Below are 17588 nucleotides of genomic sequence, written 5' to 3'. Positions count from 1 at the left end.
TAACCCTTTCAGGGTTTGAAACCTTGAAAGAATTATTAGTTAATAAAATATTCTATAACTTCATCAATCACATTTTCAATTGATGGTTTGTCTGCAATTATGATGTTTTTTACTTTTTTATCCCGAAGCTTCGGGACTAATGCTTCTGCTGTGGTTTCTCCGATACAGAAACACACTTCTTCATTTATAGTGTTCAATTTCAAATAGCTTTCAACTGCTGATGGACTGAAAAACAGTATTCCGTCTAATTTACTTGTTATTTTTTTTGAAGTCATGTTGGTTTCATAAACTTCGATTTCATTGAATGTGATTCCGTTTTCTTTTAAGGTTTTTGGCAAAACATCTCTGCGCAAATTTCCACTAAAAAAGGTATAACTTTCCTTTCCATAAATTAACGAAATAATTTCTGCCAAATCAGCTGCATAACCTGTGTAAGCAATAACATTAAATCCGTTTTCTGTCAATAAATCTTTGGTTTTCATTCCAACAGAAAAAACATTTTTCTCTCGAAGTTTCGGTATAAATTCCTCACAATTTGGATGTTGTAAAACGCTTTGAACGGCATTTTGACTTGTAAAAATTAGATTGTCATCAACTTTTGTAAGTTCAAAATTCTTAATTTTAGTTTCAATGAAATCTTCTTCAATTAGATGAATATTGGCGTTAAGTAAATCTTGCTTTTGATTTGGTAAAAGCTTTTTGGTAGATAATATGTTGATTTGTTTTGTCATTATTGTTTGTAACCGATTCGCTTGTGTACTTCATTTACAATTTAGCCCTGATTGAAAGGAAAAACTCCCGATTTTTATCGGGATTTTGGGATGAAAGCAGGAAAAAGGATTGCTTAAAATGCCCAAACCTTTCTCTCCTATTTCTTCAATTGTTTCTTAATTTCTGCCATTAATTGTGTTCCGCCATTGTTTAAAATTTCTTGTGCCGCATTGAAACCCAATTTTTTCCATTCAGAAATATCTACATTTTTTTCTATTTCTAGTTTTTGTTTTCCGTCGATAGATAGCAAAACTCCTTTAAAATTTATAGTGTCTTCTTTTTCATTATAGGTTGCAATAGCTCCAATTGGTGCAGTACATCCGCCTTCGAGTGTTTTTAGAAATTGTCTTTCTATATAAGTACAAATTTCGGTTTCGATATGATTTAGTTGCGAAAGTGCGTCTAAAGAAAATTCATCTTCAGCCATAGCAACCACAACCATCGCTCCTTGTGCTGGCGCTGGAATCATCCAATCTAAATTGATGTAATTCTCTGGTTTTAAATTGATTCTTTCTAAACCTGCTGCTGCAAAAACAGCTCCACTCCAATCATTTTCATTGAGTTTTTGCATTCTGGTATTCACATTTCCTCGTAAATCGACCACTTTGTGATTTGGATATTTATTCCACCATTGTGCTTGACGACGCAAACTTCCTGTTGCAATTGTAGCATCAGTTTCAAGAAAATCAGTGTTTCCTTTATGAACTAAAATGTCTAAAATGTTGGCTCTTTCCAAAACTGCTGCTTGCACAATACCAATTGGAAGTGCCGTTGGAACGTCTTTCATGGAATGCACCGCAATATCTACTTGACCATTTATCATGGCAATATCTAATGTTTTTGTGAAAATTCCGGTGATTCCTAGTTCGTAAAGCGGTTTATCAAGAATAATGTCGCCTTGCGATTTTACAGCAATAATTTCGGTTTTATAACCTAAATCGTTGAGTTGTTTTTGAACCGTGTGAGCTTGCCAAAGTGCTAATTCACTATCACGAGTTCCTATACGTATTGTTTTTTCAGACACTTTATTGTTGATTAATTTCTCGCAAAAACGCAGAGACGAAAAGTTTTAATTAAATATTTTCTCTTGTTCTAGTTGAAAGACTTTTTCAATCCATTCAATTCCTTCTTCCATTGAGTCACCATCTTTTAAATGGTTTACAAAATGATTCGTTATTTTTTGAATGATTCTATTACTAATTAATTCAGCTTGTTCTTCGTCAAAATTAGCTAATTTTTTACGTTGAAAATTCAACTCGCCGTCTTTGATAGAATTTAATTTTTCTTTTAGAGCATGAATAGTTGGAGCAAATTTTCTGTTTTTGGTCCAAGCTATAAATTCTTCTTTGATTTCCTCTATAATTGCTTCTGCTTGAGGAATGTGTAGTTTTCTATTTTCTAAAGTTTCATCAGTCATTTGCGACAAATGATCCATATGAATTAAAGTAACGCCTTCAATATCTTTTACATTTTCGTTTACATTCTTAGGAATTGATAAATCTAAAATCAATAAAGGTTTTTTAAGATTTAAAATAGCTTTATCAACTGTAGGATTTTGAGCACCTGTTGCCACTACAACCACATCTGCTTTTTGTAATTCCAATTGTAAATCGGCATAATCTTTTACGACAACATTTAATTTTTGAGCTAATTTTTCTGCTTTATCTTTAGTACGATTTATTAAAGTAATTTGCTCGTGTTTAGTATGTTTTACTAGATTTTCACAAGTATTTCTTCCTATTTTTCCTGTTCCGAATAGTAAAATATTTTTATTAGAAATATCATCAACGTTTTTGAAAATATATTGAACTGATGCAAAAGAAACTGAAGTTGCACCAGAAGAAATCTCGGTTTGTGTTTTAATTTTTTTGCTCGCTTGAATAACCGAATTAACTAATCTTTCTAGAAATGAATTTACCATTCCGTTAGACTTACTTTCGTTGAAAGCGGTTTTTAATTGACTAATAATTTCAAAATCACCAAGAATTTGACTGTCTAAACCTGTTCCAACACGAAACATGTGATTGATTGCTTCTTGATTTTTATAAATATATGCGACTTCTTGGAATTCTTCTACAGAACCTTGACTATTAGCACATAAAAGCTTGATTAATTGATATGGATGTTGTGCAAAACCATAAATTTCAGTTCGATTGCAGGTAGAAGTAACGATTAAAGAATCAATTCCTTCTGCTTCGGCTTGTATGAGTAAAGTTGCTTTGGCTTGAGCATCTAAACTGAATTTTCCTCTTATTGCTGCATCGGCTTTTTTGTAGCTAAGTCCTAATGCGTAAAAAGTGGCGTGTTTCGACATGTTAAAATTTTCCATATTTGTACTTTACCTAAAAGTTCTACAAAATTATTACTATACTATTTATAAAAGTAACGCTCAAAGTACTTTTTGTATCGCTGTGCGAATTTTTAAACCTTATTTGACTTTATAGCGTTATTTATTATAAATTTGCAATGAAATCAAGTCTTTTCGAATTACTTATGTAGATTAATTCTAAATAAGAAAAAGGCATGATTCTAAAATCATATACGAAAAAATGTCGCTATGGGTTCACAAGAAGAAATAAAAATTGAAAATGATTTTACCTTAATTCGTTTTCAAAACGATGGAAATGATAATTTTTACGTGAAAAGACATGTCAATCAAGGTCTTATCCAGTTTCATTTTGGAATCAAAGGAAAAGCAAAATTTGTCTTTAATGACGGAAATTATGCTTTAGATTTAAGAGAGGAAAAAGCACTTTTGTTTTACAATCCGCAAAAAGAATTGCCATTGAATTTAGAAATCGCACCAAATTCATGGGTAATTTCAGTAATTATATCCATTCAAAAATTTCACGGCTTGTTTTCTACAGAAGCTGAACATATTCCTTTTTTGAGTGAAGAAAATAAAGATAAAAAATATTATAAAGAAACTGATATAAGTCCGTCGATGGCAATTGTATTAAGTCAGTTGTTCCATTATAACTTGAATCCGTCGATTAAAAATCTCTACTATAAAGGTAAAGGATACGAATTGTTGAGTTTGTATTTCAATCGTTCGGAAGATCCAAATGCAGAACAATGTCCGTTTTTGATAGATGAAGAAAATGTATTGAAAATCAAAAAAGCCAAAGAAATTATCATTCAAAATATGGCAGAACCACCAGGTTTAGAGGAATTAGCTGAACAAGTTGGATTGAGTTTGAAAAGACTAAAAATGGGTTTCAAACAAATTTATGGCGATACGGTTTACGGATTTCTATTTGATTACAAAATGGATTATGCCCGACAATTATTAGATTCTGGTTCGTATAATGTAAATGAAGTTGGATTGAAAATTGGTTACAGCACCGGAAGTCATTTCATTGCTGCGTTCAAGAAAAAATTTGCAACTACGCCTAAGAAATATTTGATGTCGATAAATCCGAATACTTAATGAGAAAAATCCTTGTATTATTCGCTGTTATTTTATGTTTTACTTCATGTAAAAAGGAACCATTTTTTTCAAACTTTGACTCAATTGAATATTATTCGGCTAATAAAAATTATTATTCCAAATTTCATAATAGACTGAATGAAAAATCTGATACAAATTACATTAAAATAATAGAAAGTGATTTTCCTCAAAAACTTGAAGACTCACTATTTTATTCTGAATTGAATTCTACAAAATTCATAGTTAAAAAAGTTTCTAAATCTGATACAAATTCATTCAAAGAATTATTCAACGACGAAACTTTCACTGAAACATATACAACTGCATGTTCGCCAGATTATAGAAATATTTTAATTTTGAAAAAATCTAATAAAATCGTTGGTGTTTTAAAAATCTGCTTTGGATGTGAAATGTATTATTTAATAGGTGAAGATAACGAAAAGAAAAAAATTCAAAAAAGTGGCGGAATCGCAAATTTAGAATTAGAAAAAATATTCAATAAATATCAATGTAAATAAATTTCGTATATCAAACAATCGATAAAAAAAACATAAACATAAATGTAAAAAGTAAGAATAATTTACTTTTACAAAAAAATAAAATTTTACTATGAAAGGTGTATTACTTGTAAACTTAGGTTCTCCTGAAAGTCCAACTGCTAAAGACGTTAAGCCGTATTTAGATGAATTTTTAATGGATAAATATGTAATTGACGTTCCGTTTTTATTACGTGCCTTATTAGTTAGAGGTATCATTTTACAAACACGACCAAAAAAATCGGCAGAAGCTTATGCTAGAATTTGGACCAGTGAAGGTTCTCCTTTAATTGTGCTTTCTAAAAAAATGCACCAAAAAGTTCAGAAATTAGTTGATGTTCCTGTGGCATTAGCAATGCGTTATGGAACAATGACCATTCAAAAAGGTTTGCAAGAATTGAAAGACAAAGGTGTTACGGAGGTAATGTTAATGCCTTTATATCCGCAACATGCAATGGCTTCGACAACTACAATTGTAGTTTTGGCAGAAGAATTACGTCAGAAGTTTTTTCCAGAAATGACTTTTACTAATGTTCCGGCATTTTATAACAAACCCGATTATATTCAGGCATTAGCCAACTCGATGAAAAAACATCTTGAAGGATTCGATTATGACCATTTATTGTTTTCATATCACGGAATTCCAAAGCGTCATATTCGTAAAACCGATGTAACCAAATCACATTGTGCTATTGATGGTTCATGTTGTAGCACACCTTCGCCAGCACATGAATTTTGCTATCGTCATCAATGTTATGAAACGACAAGACAAGTGGTAAAATTATTAGGAATTCCGGAAGGTAAATACAGCCAAACATTCCAATCTCGATTAGCAGGTGACAAATGGCTAACGCCATATACCGATGTAGAAATCAACAAAATGCCTGAACAAGGAATTAAAAAATTAGCTGTTGTAACTCCAGCATTCGTTGCTGATTGCTTAGAAACTTTGGAAGAAATTGCCATGGAAGCCAACGAACAATTTTTACATCATGGTGGTGAAGAGTTTATGGCAGTTCCATGTATGAATGATGATGATGAATGGTGTGGAGTTGTAGCGAATTGGATTGAGGATTTCAAGAAAAAATAGAAACAGTATGAAAATTTACTTTTTAATTCTTTTAAGTTTTATTCTTTTTTCTTGTTCTAAGAAAACAGATTCTGATAGTAAAAAATTAGAAAGTAAAACTTTCGATTCAATAACACTAAAGAACACTGAAAAGGAAACTTCAGTTATTAATAGTTATCAAGCAGGATTTAATTTAACACATAATATTGAAGTCGATTCTATTGATGGAAAACCAGTAAAATTTTACATTGAAAACAAAAATTGTGACTCCTTGGCAATTGCATTTTATTATGGAAAATACCGACCAACAGATGACAATTTAACCAAAAATCTTTTGGCATTATCCTCTACAAATGATAAAAATCTGAGATCTTATTATCGATGGATTTTAGATAAAACAATTGAAATATCCGATGGCGCTTTAGCCGAATATCCAGGAGTTCCAGCAAGAAAATATGCTGAAAAATTTCCCGAAGAATTATTTAATTTCTTAGATTCTGACACGAGTAAAACTAGATATTCAAATTGGACCGATATTATATCTTACAGCGGATTCTATGAAACTGATGATTTTAATAAACCTAATCTAATTAGAAAAAAAATGGCAGCTGAAATGATAAAAAACAGCTCAATAAAATTGCAAAACAAAATTGCAAAATTTACATTGGATTGTTTTCCTGATATTAACAAAATTGATCAATAAATGGAACTCTACAACTATATAAAATCACTTCACTTAATTTTTGTAATCACTTGGTTTGCAGGATTATTTTATATTGTTCGTTTGTTTGTTTATCAAATTGAAGCCAATGAAAAACCTTCTCCAGAAAGAGAAATTTTATTGAACCAATACAAAATAATGACGTATCGTCTTTGGTATATTATTACTTGGCCAAGTGCGGTTTTAGCAACATTTTTTGCGATTTGGTTACTAATTTTGATGACTGCTTGGTTACAAATGCCTTGGATGCACGTAAAACTCGGATTTGTTTTGGCCTTGTTTTTGTATCATCTAAAATGTCATCAAATTTATAAGCAATTGCAAAACGACAAATTCAACTATTCTTCTAATTTTATGCGCCTTTGGAATGAAGGTGCCACAATTATTTTATTTGCTGTAGTTTTTTTAGTAATTTTAAAAAATGCTTTCAATTGGATTTATGGTGTAATTGGAATTTTTGTGTTCTCGATTTTAATTATGCTTGGATTCAAATTTTATAAAAGAATAAGAGAAAGGAAATAGTTGGCAGTGTTCAGTATTCAGTTTATAGCTGAGACTGAAACTAAAACTGAGAACTGAATACTATGTTTAAAAACTTCAAATTTTCAATGCTATCACTTCGAATTAGGATATTCCTATCGATGATTGTATTGATTTTGATTGCTTCCATTTTGATGGCTTCGATTTCGGTTATTCAGTTTAAAAATGAAGCTCGAAACTACCATCAAGAACGTCTAGAACGTAAAGAAGATGCTGTAAAAGAGCATATTAATTATATTTTATCTAACACCACTTATCCGTTAACGGAAAAAAATCTGCCTTTAATTTTTAAAGATAAAATTCACGAACTTTCAGATATTCATAATGTTGAAATCAACATTTACAGTTTGAACGGAAATCTTTTAAAATCCTCTAAAGCTTCTTTTTCTGTAGATAGTATTTCGCCTCCAATTCAAAAATACATTATTAAATTAGTGCAATCTTCTATCGAAAAAAGATATGTCGATATTAAAAGTGTGGATGGAATTAAAAATCGTTCTTCTTACACTCAAATTAAAGATGATAAGTTCAAACCACTAGGAATTCTGAATTTACCTTATGTTGACGACGATAGTTTTTATGAAAATGAAATTCAAGAATTCTTAATTCGATTGAGTCAAGTGTATTTTTTCATGTTGATTATTGCTTTTGCCTTGGCTTACTTTTTAGCATCCTACATTACGCAATCGTTAAAAACCATTTCCGATAAAATCAACGAAACGAGTTTAAATCAAAAGAACGAAAAAATCGTAATTGAAGCGAACAGTCGTGAGATTAATTCGTTGATAAAAGCATACAATGCCATGGTTGACAAATTAGAAGAAAGTGCCACCATGCTAGCACAAAGCGAACGAGAACAAGCTTGGCGCGAAATGGCAAAACAAGTAGCTCACGAAATTAAAAATCCACTAACTCCAATGCGATTGACAGTTCAAAGTTTTGAAAGAAAATTCAATCCAGAAGATCCTGATTTGAAACAAAAACTGAACGATTATACCAAAACATTGATTCAGCAAATTGATACGATGACTTCGGTTGCTTCGGCTTTTTCAAATTTTGCTTCGATGCCAGCGCAACAAAATGAAACACTAAATGTGGTTGAAGTGGTTGAATTTTCATTAGATATTTTCAATGAGGAATACATCACATTTGAAAGTGATGAAGAAGAAATTATCACGATAATGGATCGAACGCAATTGATTAGAATTATAACTAATTTGGTTAAAAATGCTATTCAAGCCATTCCAGAAGAGCAAACCGAAAAATCAATTTTGGTTGCCGTAAAACGAGAGGAAAACAACGTAAATATTACTGTAAAAGACAACGGAATTGGTATTGAATTAGAATACATTGAGCATATTTTCGAACCAAAATTCACCACAAAAACCAGTGGAATGGGATTAGGTTTAGGAATTATCAAAAACATTATAGAAAATTACAAAGGAACTATTACATTTGAAACCGAATATGGAAAAGGAACAACGTTTAAGGTTTCGCTTCCAATAATTGAAAAATAAATTTTAAAAAAGGTCTTCGACAAGCTCAGACTGACAATGACATAAATATAACTTTATCTTAATTAATAACGAAAAGCCAATTATTTAGACAATGTCACACTGAGCTTGTCGAAGTGCTTCTAAAAAACCAAAACTATGAACTTCGAAAACCTACTTATTACTACTGAAAACGGAATTGGTCAAATTACCATTAATCGTCCGTCAAAATTAAATGCGTTAAATGTGGCAACCATTCAAGAATTGCACAATGCTTTTGAAACATTAGATGCTGATGCTGCTACCAAAGTTATTATTGTAACTGGAGAAGGTGAAAAAGCATTTGTTGCTGGCGCAGATATTTCTGAATTTGCTAATTTTTCTGTAGAAGAAGGAGCGCAATTAGCACAACAAGGACAAGAATTGTTATTCGATTTTGTAGAAAATTTAAAAACTCCTGTTATTGCTGCTGTCAACGGATTTGCACTTGGTGGCGGATTAGAATTAGCAATGGCATGTCATTTTAGAGTAGCTTCAGACAATGCAAAAATGGGTTTACCAGAAGTTTCACTAGGTGTAATTCCAGGTTATGGTGGAACACAAAGATTACCTCAACTAGTAGGAAAAGGTCGTGCTATGGAATTAGTAATGACCGCAGGAATGATTGATGCCGAAACTGCAAAAACCTATGGATTAGTAAATCATGTGGTTCCTCAAGCAGAATTAATTGAATTTGCAAAAGGAATTGCTTCTAAAATTATGCGTAATTCTCCTGTAGCTATTGGATTTGCAATAAAAGCAATAAATGCTAATTTCAAAGACGGAGTTGATGGTTATAAAACCGAAATTAAAAACTTTGGAAAATGCTTCGGAACAGAAGATTTTAAAGAAGGAACAACCGCTTTTTTAGAAAAAAGAAAAGCTGAATTTAAAGGAAACTAAAACACAATATCTCACAACTCTAATTAATTTTTAATGAAAAAAATCCTATTATCTGCATGTTTTGCATTGTTATCATTTTCTACAAATGCTCAAGAAATTCCAACTACGGTTGTAAAAAGTGAAGTTTTTAAAGATGAATATAAATTCTCGAGTATTATACTTGTTGAAGACGATGGAAGTGGCGGAATTTTAATTGTTCGTTCTTATCAAGGTGGTGTTTTTTCATCGGGTTCAGGATATTATTTTGAGCATTACGATTCAAATATGAAACTCATTAAAGAATATGAATATGAAATGAGACAAAAAAAATCTGATAAAACTAAAACTTATGGAGATATTCTAGGCGTAATTCTTGATGATAAAAATATTAGATTAATAGAATATGTGTATGATAAATCAAATAAAGCATTCATTTGCAATGCATTGTCATCTAATATAAATGATTTTAATTTTACTTCTCAAGAATTGTTTAGAGTAAGCTCAGAAGAAATTCAAAGAAGTCCAATAATTAGTTTTATGGGAATTGGAAGTGGAGCAAGAAACTATGATGGAGATGCAGGCGCAAACATGATTGTTAATGAAGATAGAAGTGCCTTTGCAATTACATTAGATATAAAAGATAAATCCGCAGAAACACACAAGTTATTTTTATTTGACAAATCACTTAATAAAAAAATAGATCACACTTTTAAAAGAGATATAAAAGACAAAAAGTTCAGATACGAAAACATCGATGTTTCTAAAGATGGTACTACATTATATATATTAGGTAAAGTTTATACTGACGAGAAGAAAAATAAAAAAGAAGGTGGAAAATATCAATTCGAATTAACAAGAATTACAAAAGATAGCGAAAAAACTCAAGTTTTCGATACAGAAGAGCACTTTTCAAGTTCTTTAAAAACAATAATATTTGAAGATCGAGTTACTTGCATTGGTTTTTATTCAGATAGAAAAGATAGTCGATTTAAAGGAATAAGTTATTTTGAATTAGATCCTCAAAGTTTAGCAATTAAAAAATCAAAATTTAATCCTTTTACAGAGCAATTTATCATTGACAAATATGGAAAAGAAAAGGATAAAGAATTGAAATTTTTATCTTTTAAAAAAATATTAATAACTCCAACTAACGAAATTGTTTTTAATGCTGAGGAATTTTATATAACAACACAATATGTTTCTAACGGAATGAACGGTGGTGGTTATACAAGAACTATTTATCACTATGATGATATTGTTAGTGCAAAAATCAACACTAGTGGTGATATTGCTTGGGCAAGAAACATTAACAAAAGACAATCAACATCAGGTGATGACTCTTACATTTCTTACACTTCAACTTTAAAAGGAAATGATACTTATTTCTTTATTAATACAGGTGAGAAAGTAAAAAAATTAAAAAACGATAGAATTCAATTTGGACAAACAAGTACAAAAAAATCAAATTTAAATGTTATAAAAATCAATCCTAATGGAGATTTTGATTATCAAGAAATTTTAGACGATAAAGACAACGATGTTCCATTTATGGTTTCTGATGGTGCAATTACAGGAAATTCTGTGATTTTTATTGGTAGAAAAGGAAAGAAAAAACAACTTTTAAAAGTTACTTTATAAAGCAAAAAAGAGAACCAATTTGGTTCTCTTTTTATTTTTCACCATCCCATTCAGCATAAAATTGAGCCAAGAATAATTCCATAAATTTATGTCTTTCTTGCGCTAAAATTTTACCTTTTTTGGTATTCATTTTATCTTTTAGCAACAACAATTTTTCGTAAAAATGATTGATTGTTGGTGCTTCACTTTTTTTATACTCTTCCTTGCTCATATTAAGTTTAGGAGCAATTTCAGGATTATATAATTGTCTGTTTTTATATCCACCATAATTGAATGTTCTTGCAATTCCAATAGCACCAATAGCATCTAATCTATCGGCATCTTGAACAATTTCTAATTCAATTGAGTTAAATTTCTTTTCAAAATTTCCACCTTTGAAAGAAATATTTTCGATAATATTTATAACGTGAATAATAATTTCTTCTTGTACTTTTTGCGATTCTAAAAATTCACGAGCCACTTTAGGACCAACGGTTTCGTCACCTCCCGAAGCGTCGGGATAGAATTTACTATCAGCAATATCATGAAGAAGTGCTCCAAGTTTCACGATTTGAATATCACAAACTTCATCTTGAGCAATTAACAAAGCATTTTTGTAAACTCTTTCTATATGAAACCAATCGTGACCAGCTTCAGCATTTTCGAGTTTTTGCTTTACAAATAAAATCGTGTTATCTATTAAACTCACTTTTGTATTATTTTATATTAAAAATGTTGCCTCGAAAGTCTCAAGACAACATCTGTTTTCTATGTTTTTTTATCTATTTTCTATCTATTTCACTAAAGCCGGTTGTACCCATTTAAAAATGTAAGTTTCATCAGGTAAAGTCAATCTTTCAGAAATTTTAGCCATTCTTGCTGGTAACTTCATTAAATAATCTCTTGCTTTCTCTGCTTCATCTGTTAATCCTGTAATTTTATCTATGCGCCATTTGTCTAATAATTTCTGCATAATCTCTACATAATCGTTAGCTGTGTAAACTCCCAATTTTTGTGCTGAATCAGAAAATTGATTAAAAGCGGTACTTATAGATTGTCCTGATTCTCTCAAGAAATGAGCTGGCATTGTGATTTTTTGTTTCATCATGTATTGAAACGCTAACATCATTTCGGAAGGATCAACTTTAAAAATTTGATTGATAAATTCTGAATAAGCATGATGATGACGCATTTCATCACCAGCAATCATTTTGCAAGCTTTTGAAAGTTTTTTATCACCAAAATCTTTTGCAATTTGAGAAACTCTGTTGTGAGAAACATAAGTTGCTAATTCTTGAAAACTAGTATAAACAAAGTTCTTATATGGATCTTTTCCAGTACCAATATCAAAACCATCATTTATTAGATGTTGCGTAGTAATTTCAACTTCACGCATGTTCACTCTTCCTGATAAATAAAGATATTTATTTAATAAATCTCCGTGACGATTTTCTTCACCAGTCCATTGACGAACCCATTTTGACCAACCATTTCTACCTTCGTTATCAACACCTTCTACTTCCATCAACCATGATTCGTAGGTTGGAAGCGCTTCCTCAGTAATCGTATCGCCTACCATGGCTACCCAAAAATCATAAGGTAAATCTTTAGCAATTTCTTGCAATTCTTTTACTTCTTCAAAGAAATTGTCGCTTTGAGAATCTGGTAAAAAATCAGAAGGTTGCCATATTTTTTCAACTGGAATTAAAAACTGATCAACGAAATCATCAACCTTATTTTCTAGAAATTGCATCACTTCTAGACGCATGTTTTTTATTGACATTTTATTTATATTGTAGACTTTAGATTTGAGACAAAATAAAATCTGATTATTATTTTAACGATTGAACAACCGCTTTTTCTGTTTTTTCCATTAATTCTTCAAATGAAAAATCTTTTACCGCCATTGGTTCGTGAATGATAAATTCTAATCGATTTCCTAAACCCATTGGGAAAGCACCAAATTTAACCATTTTCCATGAATTATTTATAGAAATTGGGACAACATAGGCAGAAGGCGCATATTTACATAATATTTTCAATCCACTTTGTGCGAATTCTTTTGGTTTTCCGTCTTTACTTCTAGTTCCTTCAGGAAAAATTACTGCCGATCGTTTGTGCGTTTCAATATATTCTGACAAACCTTTAATAGTAGGAATAGCTTGTTTAGGATCTTTTCTATCAATTAATACAGAACCTCCATGTCTCAAATTATAGGAAACACTTGGAATTCCTTTTCCCAACTCTTTTTTGCTTACAAATTTTGCATGAAATTTTCTTAAATACCAAATCATCCCTATAATATCATACATACTTTGATGGTTAGCCACAAAAATTATGGGAACACCTTTAGGGATTTTATTAATGTTTCTAAATTGAAACCAAGTTCCAAGCAAATTGGTGCATTTTACAAGACAAAAATTAAGATAATCTACGCTTTTTTTGTGCGCTTGGTATCCAAATACATTGAAACATATCCATTGAATTGGATGAAAAATTACCAAACACAATCCAAAACACAAATAATAAATTACCGAAATTGGATAAGAAATTAGCTTTTCCATAGTTGAAAAAAAATTATTGGCTAAAGTAATAAATATATTTTGGATGGAATTGTTTAAAACTCATTTCTATAAACTTCTTTTACAAGGTTTTTTTATTTATTTTTACAACTTAAAAGCCAAAAATATAGAAAAAATGAGTTCAGAAAAAGATGCAAAATTAAAAGCGTTACAACTTACGCTAGATAAATTAGACAAAACCTACGGAAAAGGAACCGTAATGAAAATGGGCGATAAAGCCGTTGAAGAAGTAGAAACTATTTCTTCAGGATCGTTAGGTTTAGATTTAGCTTTAGGCGTAAACGGATATCCAAAAGGAAGAATTATAGAAATATATGGTCCAGAATCTTCAGGTAAAACAACTTTAACACTTCATGCTATTGCAGAAGCTCAAAAAGCTGGTGGAATTGCAGCATTTATCGATGCAGAACACGCATTTGATAGAAATTATGCGGAAAAATTAGGTGTTGATATTGAAAATTTAATTATTTCTCAACCAGATAATGGTGAACAAGCCTTAGAGATTGCAGAAAATTTAATCCGTTCAGGTGCTATTGATATTGTGGTTATTGACTCGGTTGCTGCTTTAACTCCAAAAAGTGAAATTGAAGGAGAAATGGGTGATTCTAAAATGGGATTACACGCTCGTTTAATGTCACAAGCATTGAGAAAATTGACTGGAACAATTAGCAAAACACATTGTACTGTATTTTTCATCAATCAGTTGAGAGAGAAAATTGGTGTAATGTTTGGAAATCCTGAAACTACAACTGGAGGAAATGCATTAAAATTTTATGCTTCTGTTCGTTTGGACATTCGCCGTTCTTCGCAAATTAAAGATGGTGAAAACGTAATTGGAAATAGAACTAAAGTGAAAGTGGTTAAAAACAAAGTTGCACCACCATTTAAAACTGCCGAATTCGATATTATGTATGGAGAAGGTGTTTCTAAAACAGGTGAAATACTTGATTTAGCAGTAGAATTTGAAGTAATTAAAAAAGCTGGTTCATGGTTCAGTTATGGTGAAACGAAACTAGGACAAGGTCGTGATGCAGTAAAAGCATTGATAAAAGACAATCCAGAATTAGCAGACGAATTAGAACTAAAAATAAAAGCTTTGATTAAAGAAAACAATGCTTAAAAATAAATTATCCGCTTCGGCGGATTTTTTTTTATATTTATACGCAACCTTTTAGTAAAATTTGCATCTAATTATATAATAAACATAATGATGAAAAGAATAGTTTTTATCCTAACACTAAGTTTTTTATTCAACTCGTGTAATATAGGTGAGGCAGAAGATAGAGATTTTGTTTTGCTACCTGTTGAATCAGTTGAAATGGCTACTGAATATAGTATTGGAAATATATCAGAAATTAAAATACGTTATAAGCGACCAACTGATTGTCATATTTTTAATAAAATTTATTATTCTTATGACCAAAACACAAGATTTGTTGCTATTGAAGCTGTTAAATTAAACCAAAGTAATTGTGCGCCAGATAATGAATCAATATTTGAAATTCCATTATACTTTAAGCCAGAATCTGCGGGAACTTATATTTTTAAATTTTGGCTTGGTGTTAATGAACAAAACGTTGACCAATATTTAATTCATGAAGTAGATGTTTTATAAATAATTAAATATCAATAATTTGAGTTTAGAGCAACTCATAAATAATTGCAAAAAAAATGATATTAAAGCACAAGAACAATTATATAGATTATATTCTACGAAATTGTTTTCTGTATGCTTAAAATATTCACGTAATTATGAAGAGGCTCAAGACAATTTACAAGAAGGATTTTTATTGATTTTTGAAAAAATAAATCAGTTTTCATTCAAAGGTTCTTTTGAAGGTTGGATGAAAAGAATATTGATAAATTATGTTCTTCAACAATATCGAAAAGAGACATTTTTAAATATTGTCGATGAAAATTTTGAAGACAAAGAAGTTGAAGTTGAAATAGATGATGAAGATGTTTCTATGGATTATTTGCTAAAAATAATTCAGGAACTTCCTGATAAATATAGATTGGTATTTAATTTATATGTAATTGACGGTTATTCTCATCAAGAAATTGCTGATATGCTCAAAATTAGTGTTGGAACATCAAAATCAAATTTATCTAGAGCAAGGTTAATTTTAAAAGAAAAAATAGAATCCGGAAACGGTAAAATAAAATCGCTTTCTTAAAATGAAAGAAAATAAAAATTTAGACAAACTCTTTCAAGACAAGTTTAAGTCTCTTGATTTTCCACCGCAAGAAATTGTATGGAAAAACATTGAAGAGCAATTGAAAGAAAAAAAGAAAAAAAGAGTCATTCCGTTTTGGTGGAAACTCTCAGGAGTTGCTGCTGTATTCGTTTTAGGGCTAGGATTATATACTATTATTTTCAACAACAACACTTCAAACAATAATTCTGTTGTTGATTCAAATAATAATTCAACTATATCTACTAATCCTAATAGTAAAAATGAGTTAAAAGATGGAACCATAAAAAATAATAATGATGCCATTGTCGTTAAAGAATCAAATTCTGAAAATTCAGTTTTAGAATCAAACAACGATAACTCGATTAACTCGACAAAGAATAAATCTAACAATGAAATTATAAAAAATAATGGTGATGTTATTGTTGTAAAAACAAGTTCTAAAAGTAATGCATCTCAAGTTGAAACTTCAGAAAATATTAAAGACAAAGTTTTAAAAAATAATGTTTTAACTAGTAAAAAAACAGATTCTAAAATTGCTTCAACTAGTAAAAATGAAAATAGACTAAGTAACAAAACCATAAATAAAGACAAAGCAATTGCTAACAATTATGATTCAGAAAAATCTAAAACTGAATCAGAAAAGAAAACAAATTATTTTAATGAATTTGATAAAAATTCAGTTATTGAAAATAATAAAATTGTAAATAATACCGAAAATTCTAATACAATAAATGATAATAAAAACATCATTAATAATAAAATAGATGATAAAATAACATCTAATGAAACTGTTAAAGATGTTCTAAAAAATCAAGAAGAAATTAAAAAAATAGACTCAACATCAATTGCTAGTGTTGTGCCTAATGCGATGGAAGAATTGCTTAATGAAAAAGAAAAGAAAACCATTAAAGAACCAAAATTAAATAGGTGGCAATTGTCATCGAACGTTGCGCCTATTTATTTTAGTTCATCAGGTAATGGGTCGCCATTAGATTCTAAATTTAAAGATAATACAAAACAATTTAATACAAATATTGGATACGGAATAGGAGTTAAATATGCTGTAAATAAAAAAGTGAAAATTAGAACTGGAGTCAATTCTTTATTAGCAGACTACAATACAAATGATGTTGTTGTATATCAAAATGTAAACGCAAGTAAAATTCAACATGTTGATTCAAATTTACGCGGATCTATTATCCAAGTTGAAAACAAAACCGAAGAAACAATACAAACATTAGAGCCTAATGGTAATTTAATGAAAAAATACGATAGCTCTTTGAATCAAAAAATTGGATACATTGAAATTCCCCTTGAATTGTCATATAAAATAGTAGATAAAAAATTTGGTGTTGAAGTTATTGGCGGTGTTAGTTCTTTGTTTTTAAATCAAAACGAAGTTTCTGTGATAACATCTGGAACCGAAATGAGCATTGGAAAGGCAAACAATTTAAATCCTATTCATTTTAGTGGAAATCTTGGTTTAGGTTTAAAATATAATATTTGGAAGAAAATTGATGCTCATGTAGAACCAATTTTTAAATATCAAGTAAACACATTTACAAATGATTCAGGTAACTTTAAACCTTATGTTTTTGGAATTTATTCTGGTTTAAGTTATACTTTTTAATACATGTTAGGTTAGGTTAAAATTAGTTAAGTGGTGTTATTGCTTCCGAGTAATAACGAAAAAGAGTGCTTTAGTTAGGC

Annotated in this window: 18 protein-coding genes; 12 read left to right on the top strand and 6 right to left on the bottom strand. The window is 30.1% G+C overall.

All coding sequences use genetic code 11. The features are described from left to right. Positions 1-35: 35 nt before the first annotated feature. From Q0049_RS06660 to hemA, 3 genes are all read right to left on the bottom strand, one after another. Entirely contained in the window at positions 36-731 is a 696-nt protein-coding gene (locus tag Q0049_RS06660; RefSeq protein WP_298117872.1) for a uroporphyrinogen-III synthase, read from the bottom strand. A gap of 137 nt (positions 732-868) precedes the next feature. Beyond that, positions 869-1795 carry a hydroxymethylbilane synthase gene (gene hemC / locus Q0049_RS06655; protein ID WP_298117870.1) on the bottom strand — a complete coding sequence of 309 codons (927 nt, stop codon included), beginning with the start codon at positions 1793-1795 and terminating at the stop codon, positions 869-871. A 45-nt stretch (positions 1796-1840) separates the two neighbouring features. Beyond that, complete coding sequence (gene hemA / locus Q0049_RS06650; RefSeq protein WP_298117868.1) at positions 1841-3100, bottom strand: glutamyl-tRNA reductase; 1260 nt, start codon at positions 3098-3100, stop codon at positions 1841-1843. Positions 3101-3328: 228 nt separating this feature from the next. Between hemA and Q0049_RS06645 the strand changes: the two genes are divergently transcribed. From Q0049_RS06645 to Q0049_RS06610, 8 genes are all read left to right on the top strand, one after another. Next, positions 3329-4201 carry a helix-turn-helix transcriptional regulator gene (locus tag Q0049_RS06645; RefSeq protein WP_298117866.1) on the top strand — a complete coding sequence of 291 codons (873 nt, stop codon included), beginning with the start codon at positions 3329-3331 and terminating at the stop codon, positions 4199-4201. After that, a complete protein-coding gene (locus Q0049_RS06640; protein ID WP_298117864.1) occupies positions 4201-4719 on the top strand; it encodes a hypothetical protein in 519 nt (172 codons plus the stop codon). The genes Q0049_RS06645 and Q0049_RS06640 overlap by 1 nt, the downstream gene beginning before the upstream one ends. Before the next feature lie 91 nt (positions 4720-4810). After that, positions 4811-5827: a ferrochelatase gene (gene hemH / locus Q0049_RS06635; protein WP_298117863.1), complete on the top strand. Its 1017-nt coding sequence runs from the start codon at positions 4811-4813 to the stop codon at positions 5825-5827. Between the two features lie 7 nt (positions 5828-5834). Next, positions 5835-6509 carry a hypothetical protein gene (locus Q0049_RS06630; RefSeq protein WP_298117861.1) on the top strand — a complete coding sequence of 225 codons (675 nt, stop codon included), beginning with the start codon at positions 5835-5837 and terminating at the stop codon, positions 6507-6509. Beyond that, positions 6510-7049 carry a CopD family protein gene (locus Q0049_RS06625; protein ID WP_298117859.1) on the top strand — a complete coding sequence of 180 codons (540 nt, stop codon included), beginning with the start codon at positions 6510-6512 and terminating at the stop codon, positions 7047-7049. A 119-nt stretch (positions 7050-7168) separates the two neighbouring features. Beyond that, positions 7169-8584: an ATP-binding protein gene (locus Q0049_RS06620; RefSeq protein ID WP_298118784.1), complete on the top strand. Its 1416-nt coding sequence runs from the start codon at positions 7169-7171 to the stop codon at positions 8582-8584. A gap of 135 nt (positions 8585-8719) precedes the next feature. Beyond that, entirely contained in the window at positions 8720-9502 is a 783-nt protein-coding gene (locus tag Q0049_RS06615; RefSeq protein ID WP_298117858.1) for an enoyl-CoA hydratase-related protein, read from the top strand. A gap of 33 nt (positions 9503-9535) precedes the next feature. Then, positions 9536-11119 (top strand): hypothetical protein, encoded by a 1584-nt coding sequence (locus tag Q0049_RS06610; protein WP_298117856.1) that lies wholly within the window; start codon positions 9536-9538, stop codon positions 11117-11119. 31 nt (positions 11120-11150) lie between these two features. Here Q0049_RS06610 and Q0049_RS06605 read toward each other — a convergent pair whose 3' ends face one another. The 3 genes from Q0049_RS06605 to Q0049_RS06595 form a co-directional block, all read right to left on the bottom strand. Then, on the bottom strand, positions 11151-11807 hold the full coding sequence (locus Q0049_RS06605) for an HD domain-containing protein (RefSeq protein ID WP_298117854.1): 657 nt from the start codon (positions 11805-11807) through the stop codon (positions 11151-11153). Positions 11808-11891: 84 nt separating this feature from the next. Continuing rightward, entirely contained in the window at positions 11892-12881 is a 990-nt protein-coding gene (locus Q0049_RS06600; RefSeq protein ID WP_298117852.1) for an acyl-ACP desaturase, read from the bottom strand. A gap of 49 nt (positions 12882-12930) precedes the next feature. Beyond that, on the bottom strand, positions 12931-13662 hold the full coding sequence (locus Q0049_RS06595; protein WP_298117850.1) for a 1-acyl-sn-glycerol-3-phosphate acyltransferase: 732 nt from the start codon (positions 13660-13662) through the stop codon (positions 12931-12933). A gap of 133 nt (positions 13663-13795) precedes the next feature. On the opposite strand from Q0049_RS06595, the gene recA reads away from it, so the two are divergent. The 4 genes from recA (at position 13796) to Q0049_RS06575 (ending at position 17508) form a co-directional block, all read left to right on the top strand. Then, positions 13796-14800: a recombinase RecA gene (gene recA / locus Q0049_RS06590; protein ID WP_298117848.1), complete on the top strand. Its 1005-nt coding sequence runs from the start codon at positions 13796-13798 to the stop codon at positions 14798-14800. An 87-nt stretch (positions 14801-14887) separates the two neighbouring features. Continuing rightward, the gene (locus tag Q0049_RS06585) at positions 14888-15295 is read left to right on the top strand and encodes a hypothetical protein (protein ID WP_298117846.1); all 408 of its coding nucleotides are present in this window, start codon (positions 14888-14890) and stop codon (positions 15293-15295) included. A gap of 19 nt (positions 15296-15314) precedes the next feature. Then, entirely contained in the window at positions 15315-15857 is a 543-nt protein-coding gene (locus tag Q0049_RS06580) for a sigma-70 family RNA polymerase sigma factor (protein ID WP_298117843.1), read from the top strand. 1 nt (position 15858) lies between these two features. Beyond that, complete coding sequence (locus Q0049_RS06575) at positions 15859-17508, top strand: hypothetical protein (RefSeq protein ID WP_298117842.1); 1650 nt, start codon at positions 15859-15861, stop codon at positions 17506-17508. Positions 17509-17588: the final 80 nt, after the last annotated feature.

The organism is Flavobacterium sp., from assembly GCF_027484205.1.
GTDB lineage: Bacteria > Bacteroidota > Bacteroidia > Flavobacteriales > Flavobacteriaceae > Flavobacterium.
This window is presented reverse-complemented; position numbering and strand designations above follow the sequence as displayed.

Excerpts from the sequence above, each read along its gene's own strand:
- Q0049_RS06660 (WP_298117872.1), bottom strand. The coding sequence starts at position 731 with ATGACAAAACAAATCAACATATTATCTACCAAAAAGCTTTTACCAAAT.
- hemA (WP_298117868.1), bottom strand. The coding sequence starts at position 3,100 with ATGGAAAATTTTAACATGTCGAAACACGCCACTTTTTACGCATTAGGA.
- Q0049_RS06645 (WP_298117866.1), top strand. The coding sequence starts at position 3,329 with ATGGGTTCACAAGAAGAAATAAAAATTGAAAATGATTTTACCTTAATT.
- Q0049_RS06640 (WP_298117864.1), top strand. The coding sequence starts at position 4,201 with ATGAGAAAAATCCTTGTATTATTCGCTGTTATTTTATGTTTTACTTCA.
- hemH (WP_298117863.1), top strand. The coding sequence starts at position 4,811 with ATGAAAGGTGTATTACTTGTAAACTTAGGTTCTCCTGAAAGTCCAACT.
- Q0049_RS06630 (WP_298117861.1), top strand. The coding sequence starts at position 5,835 with ATGAAAATTTACTTTTTAATTCTTTTAAGTTTTATTCTTTTTTCTTGT.
- Q0049_RS06625 (WP_298117859.1), top strand. The coding sequence starts at position 6,510 with ATGGAACTCTACAACTATATAAAATCACTTCACTTAATTTTTGTAATC.
- Q0049_RS06620 (WP_298118784.1), top strand. The coding sequence starts at position 7,169 with ATGATTGTATTGATTTTGATTGCTTCCATTTTGATGGCTTCGATTTCG.
- Q0049_RS06615 (WP_298117858.1), top strand. The coding sequence starts at position 8,720 with ATGAACTTCGAAAACCTACTTATTACTACTGAAAACGGAATTGGTCAA.
- Q0049_RS06610 (WP_298117856.1), top strand. The coding sequence starts at position 9,536 with ATGAAAAAAATCCTATTATCTGCATGTTTTGCATTGTTATCATTTTCT.
- Q0049_RS06600 (WP_298117852.1), bottom strand. The coding sequence starts at position 12,881 with ATGTCAATAAAAAACATGCGTCTAGAAGTGATGCAATTTCTAGAAAAT.
- Q0049_RS06595 (WP_298117850.1), bottom strand. The coding sequence starts at position 13,662 with ATGGAAAAGCTAATTTCTTATCCAATTTCGGTAATTTATTATTTGTGT.
- recA (WP_298117848.1), top strand. The coding sequence starts at position 13,796 with ATGAGTTCAGAAAAAGATGCAAAATTAAAAGCGTTACAACTTACGCTA.
- Q0049_RS06585 (WP_298117846.1), top strand. The coding sequence starts at position 14,888 with ATGATGAAAAGAATAGTTTTTATCCTAACACTAAGTTTTTTATTCAAC.
- Q0049_RS06575 (WP_298117842.1), top strand. The coding sequence starts at position 15,859 with ATGAAAGAAAATAAAAATTTAGACAAACTCTTTCAAGACAAGTTTAAG.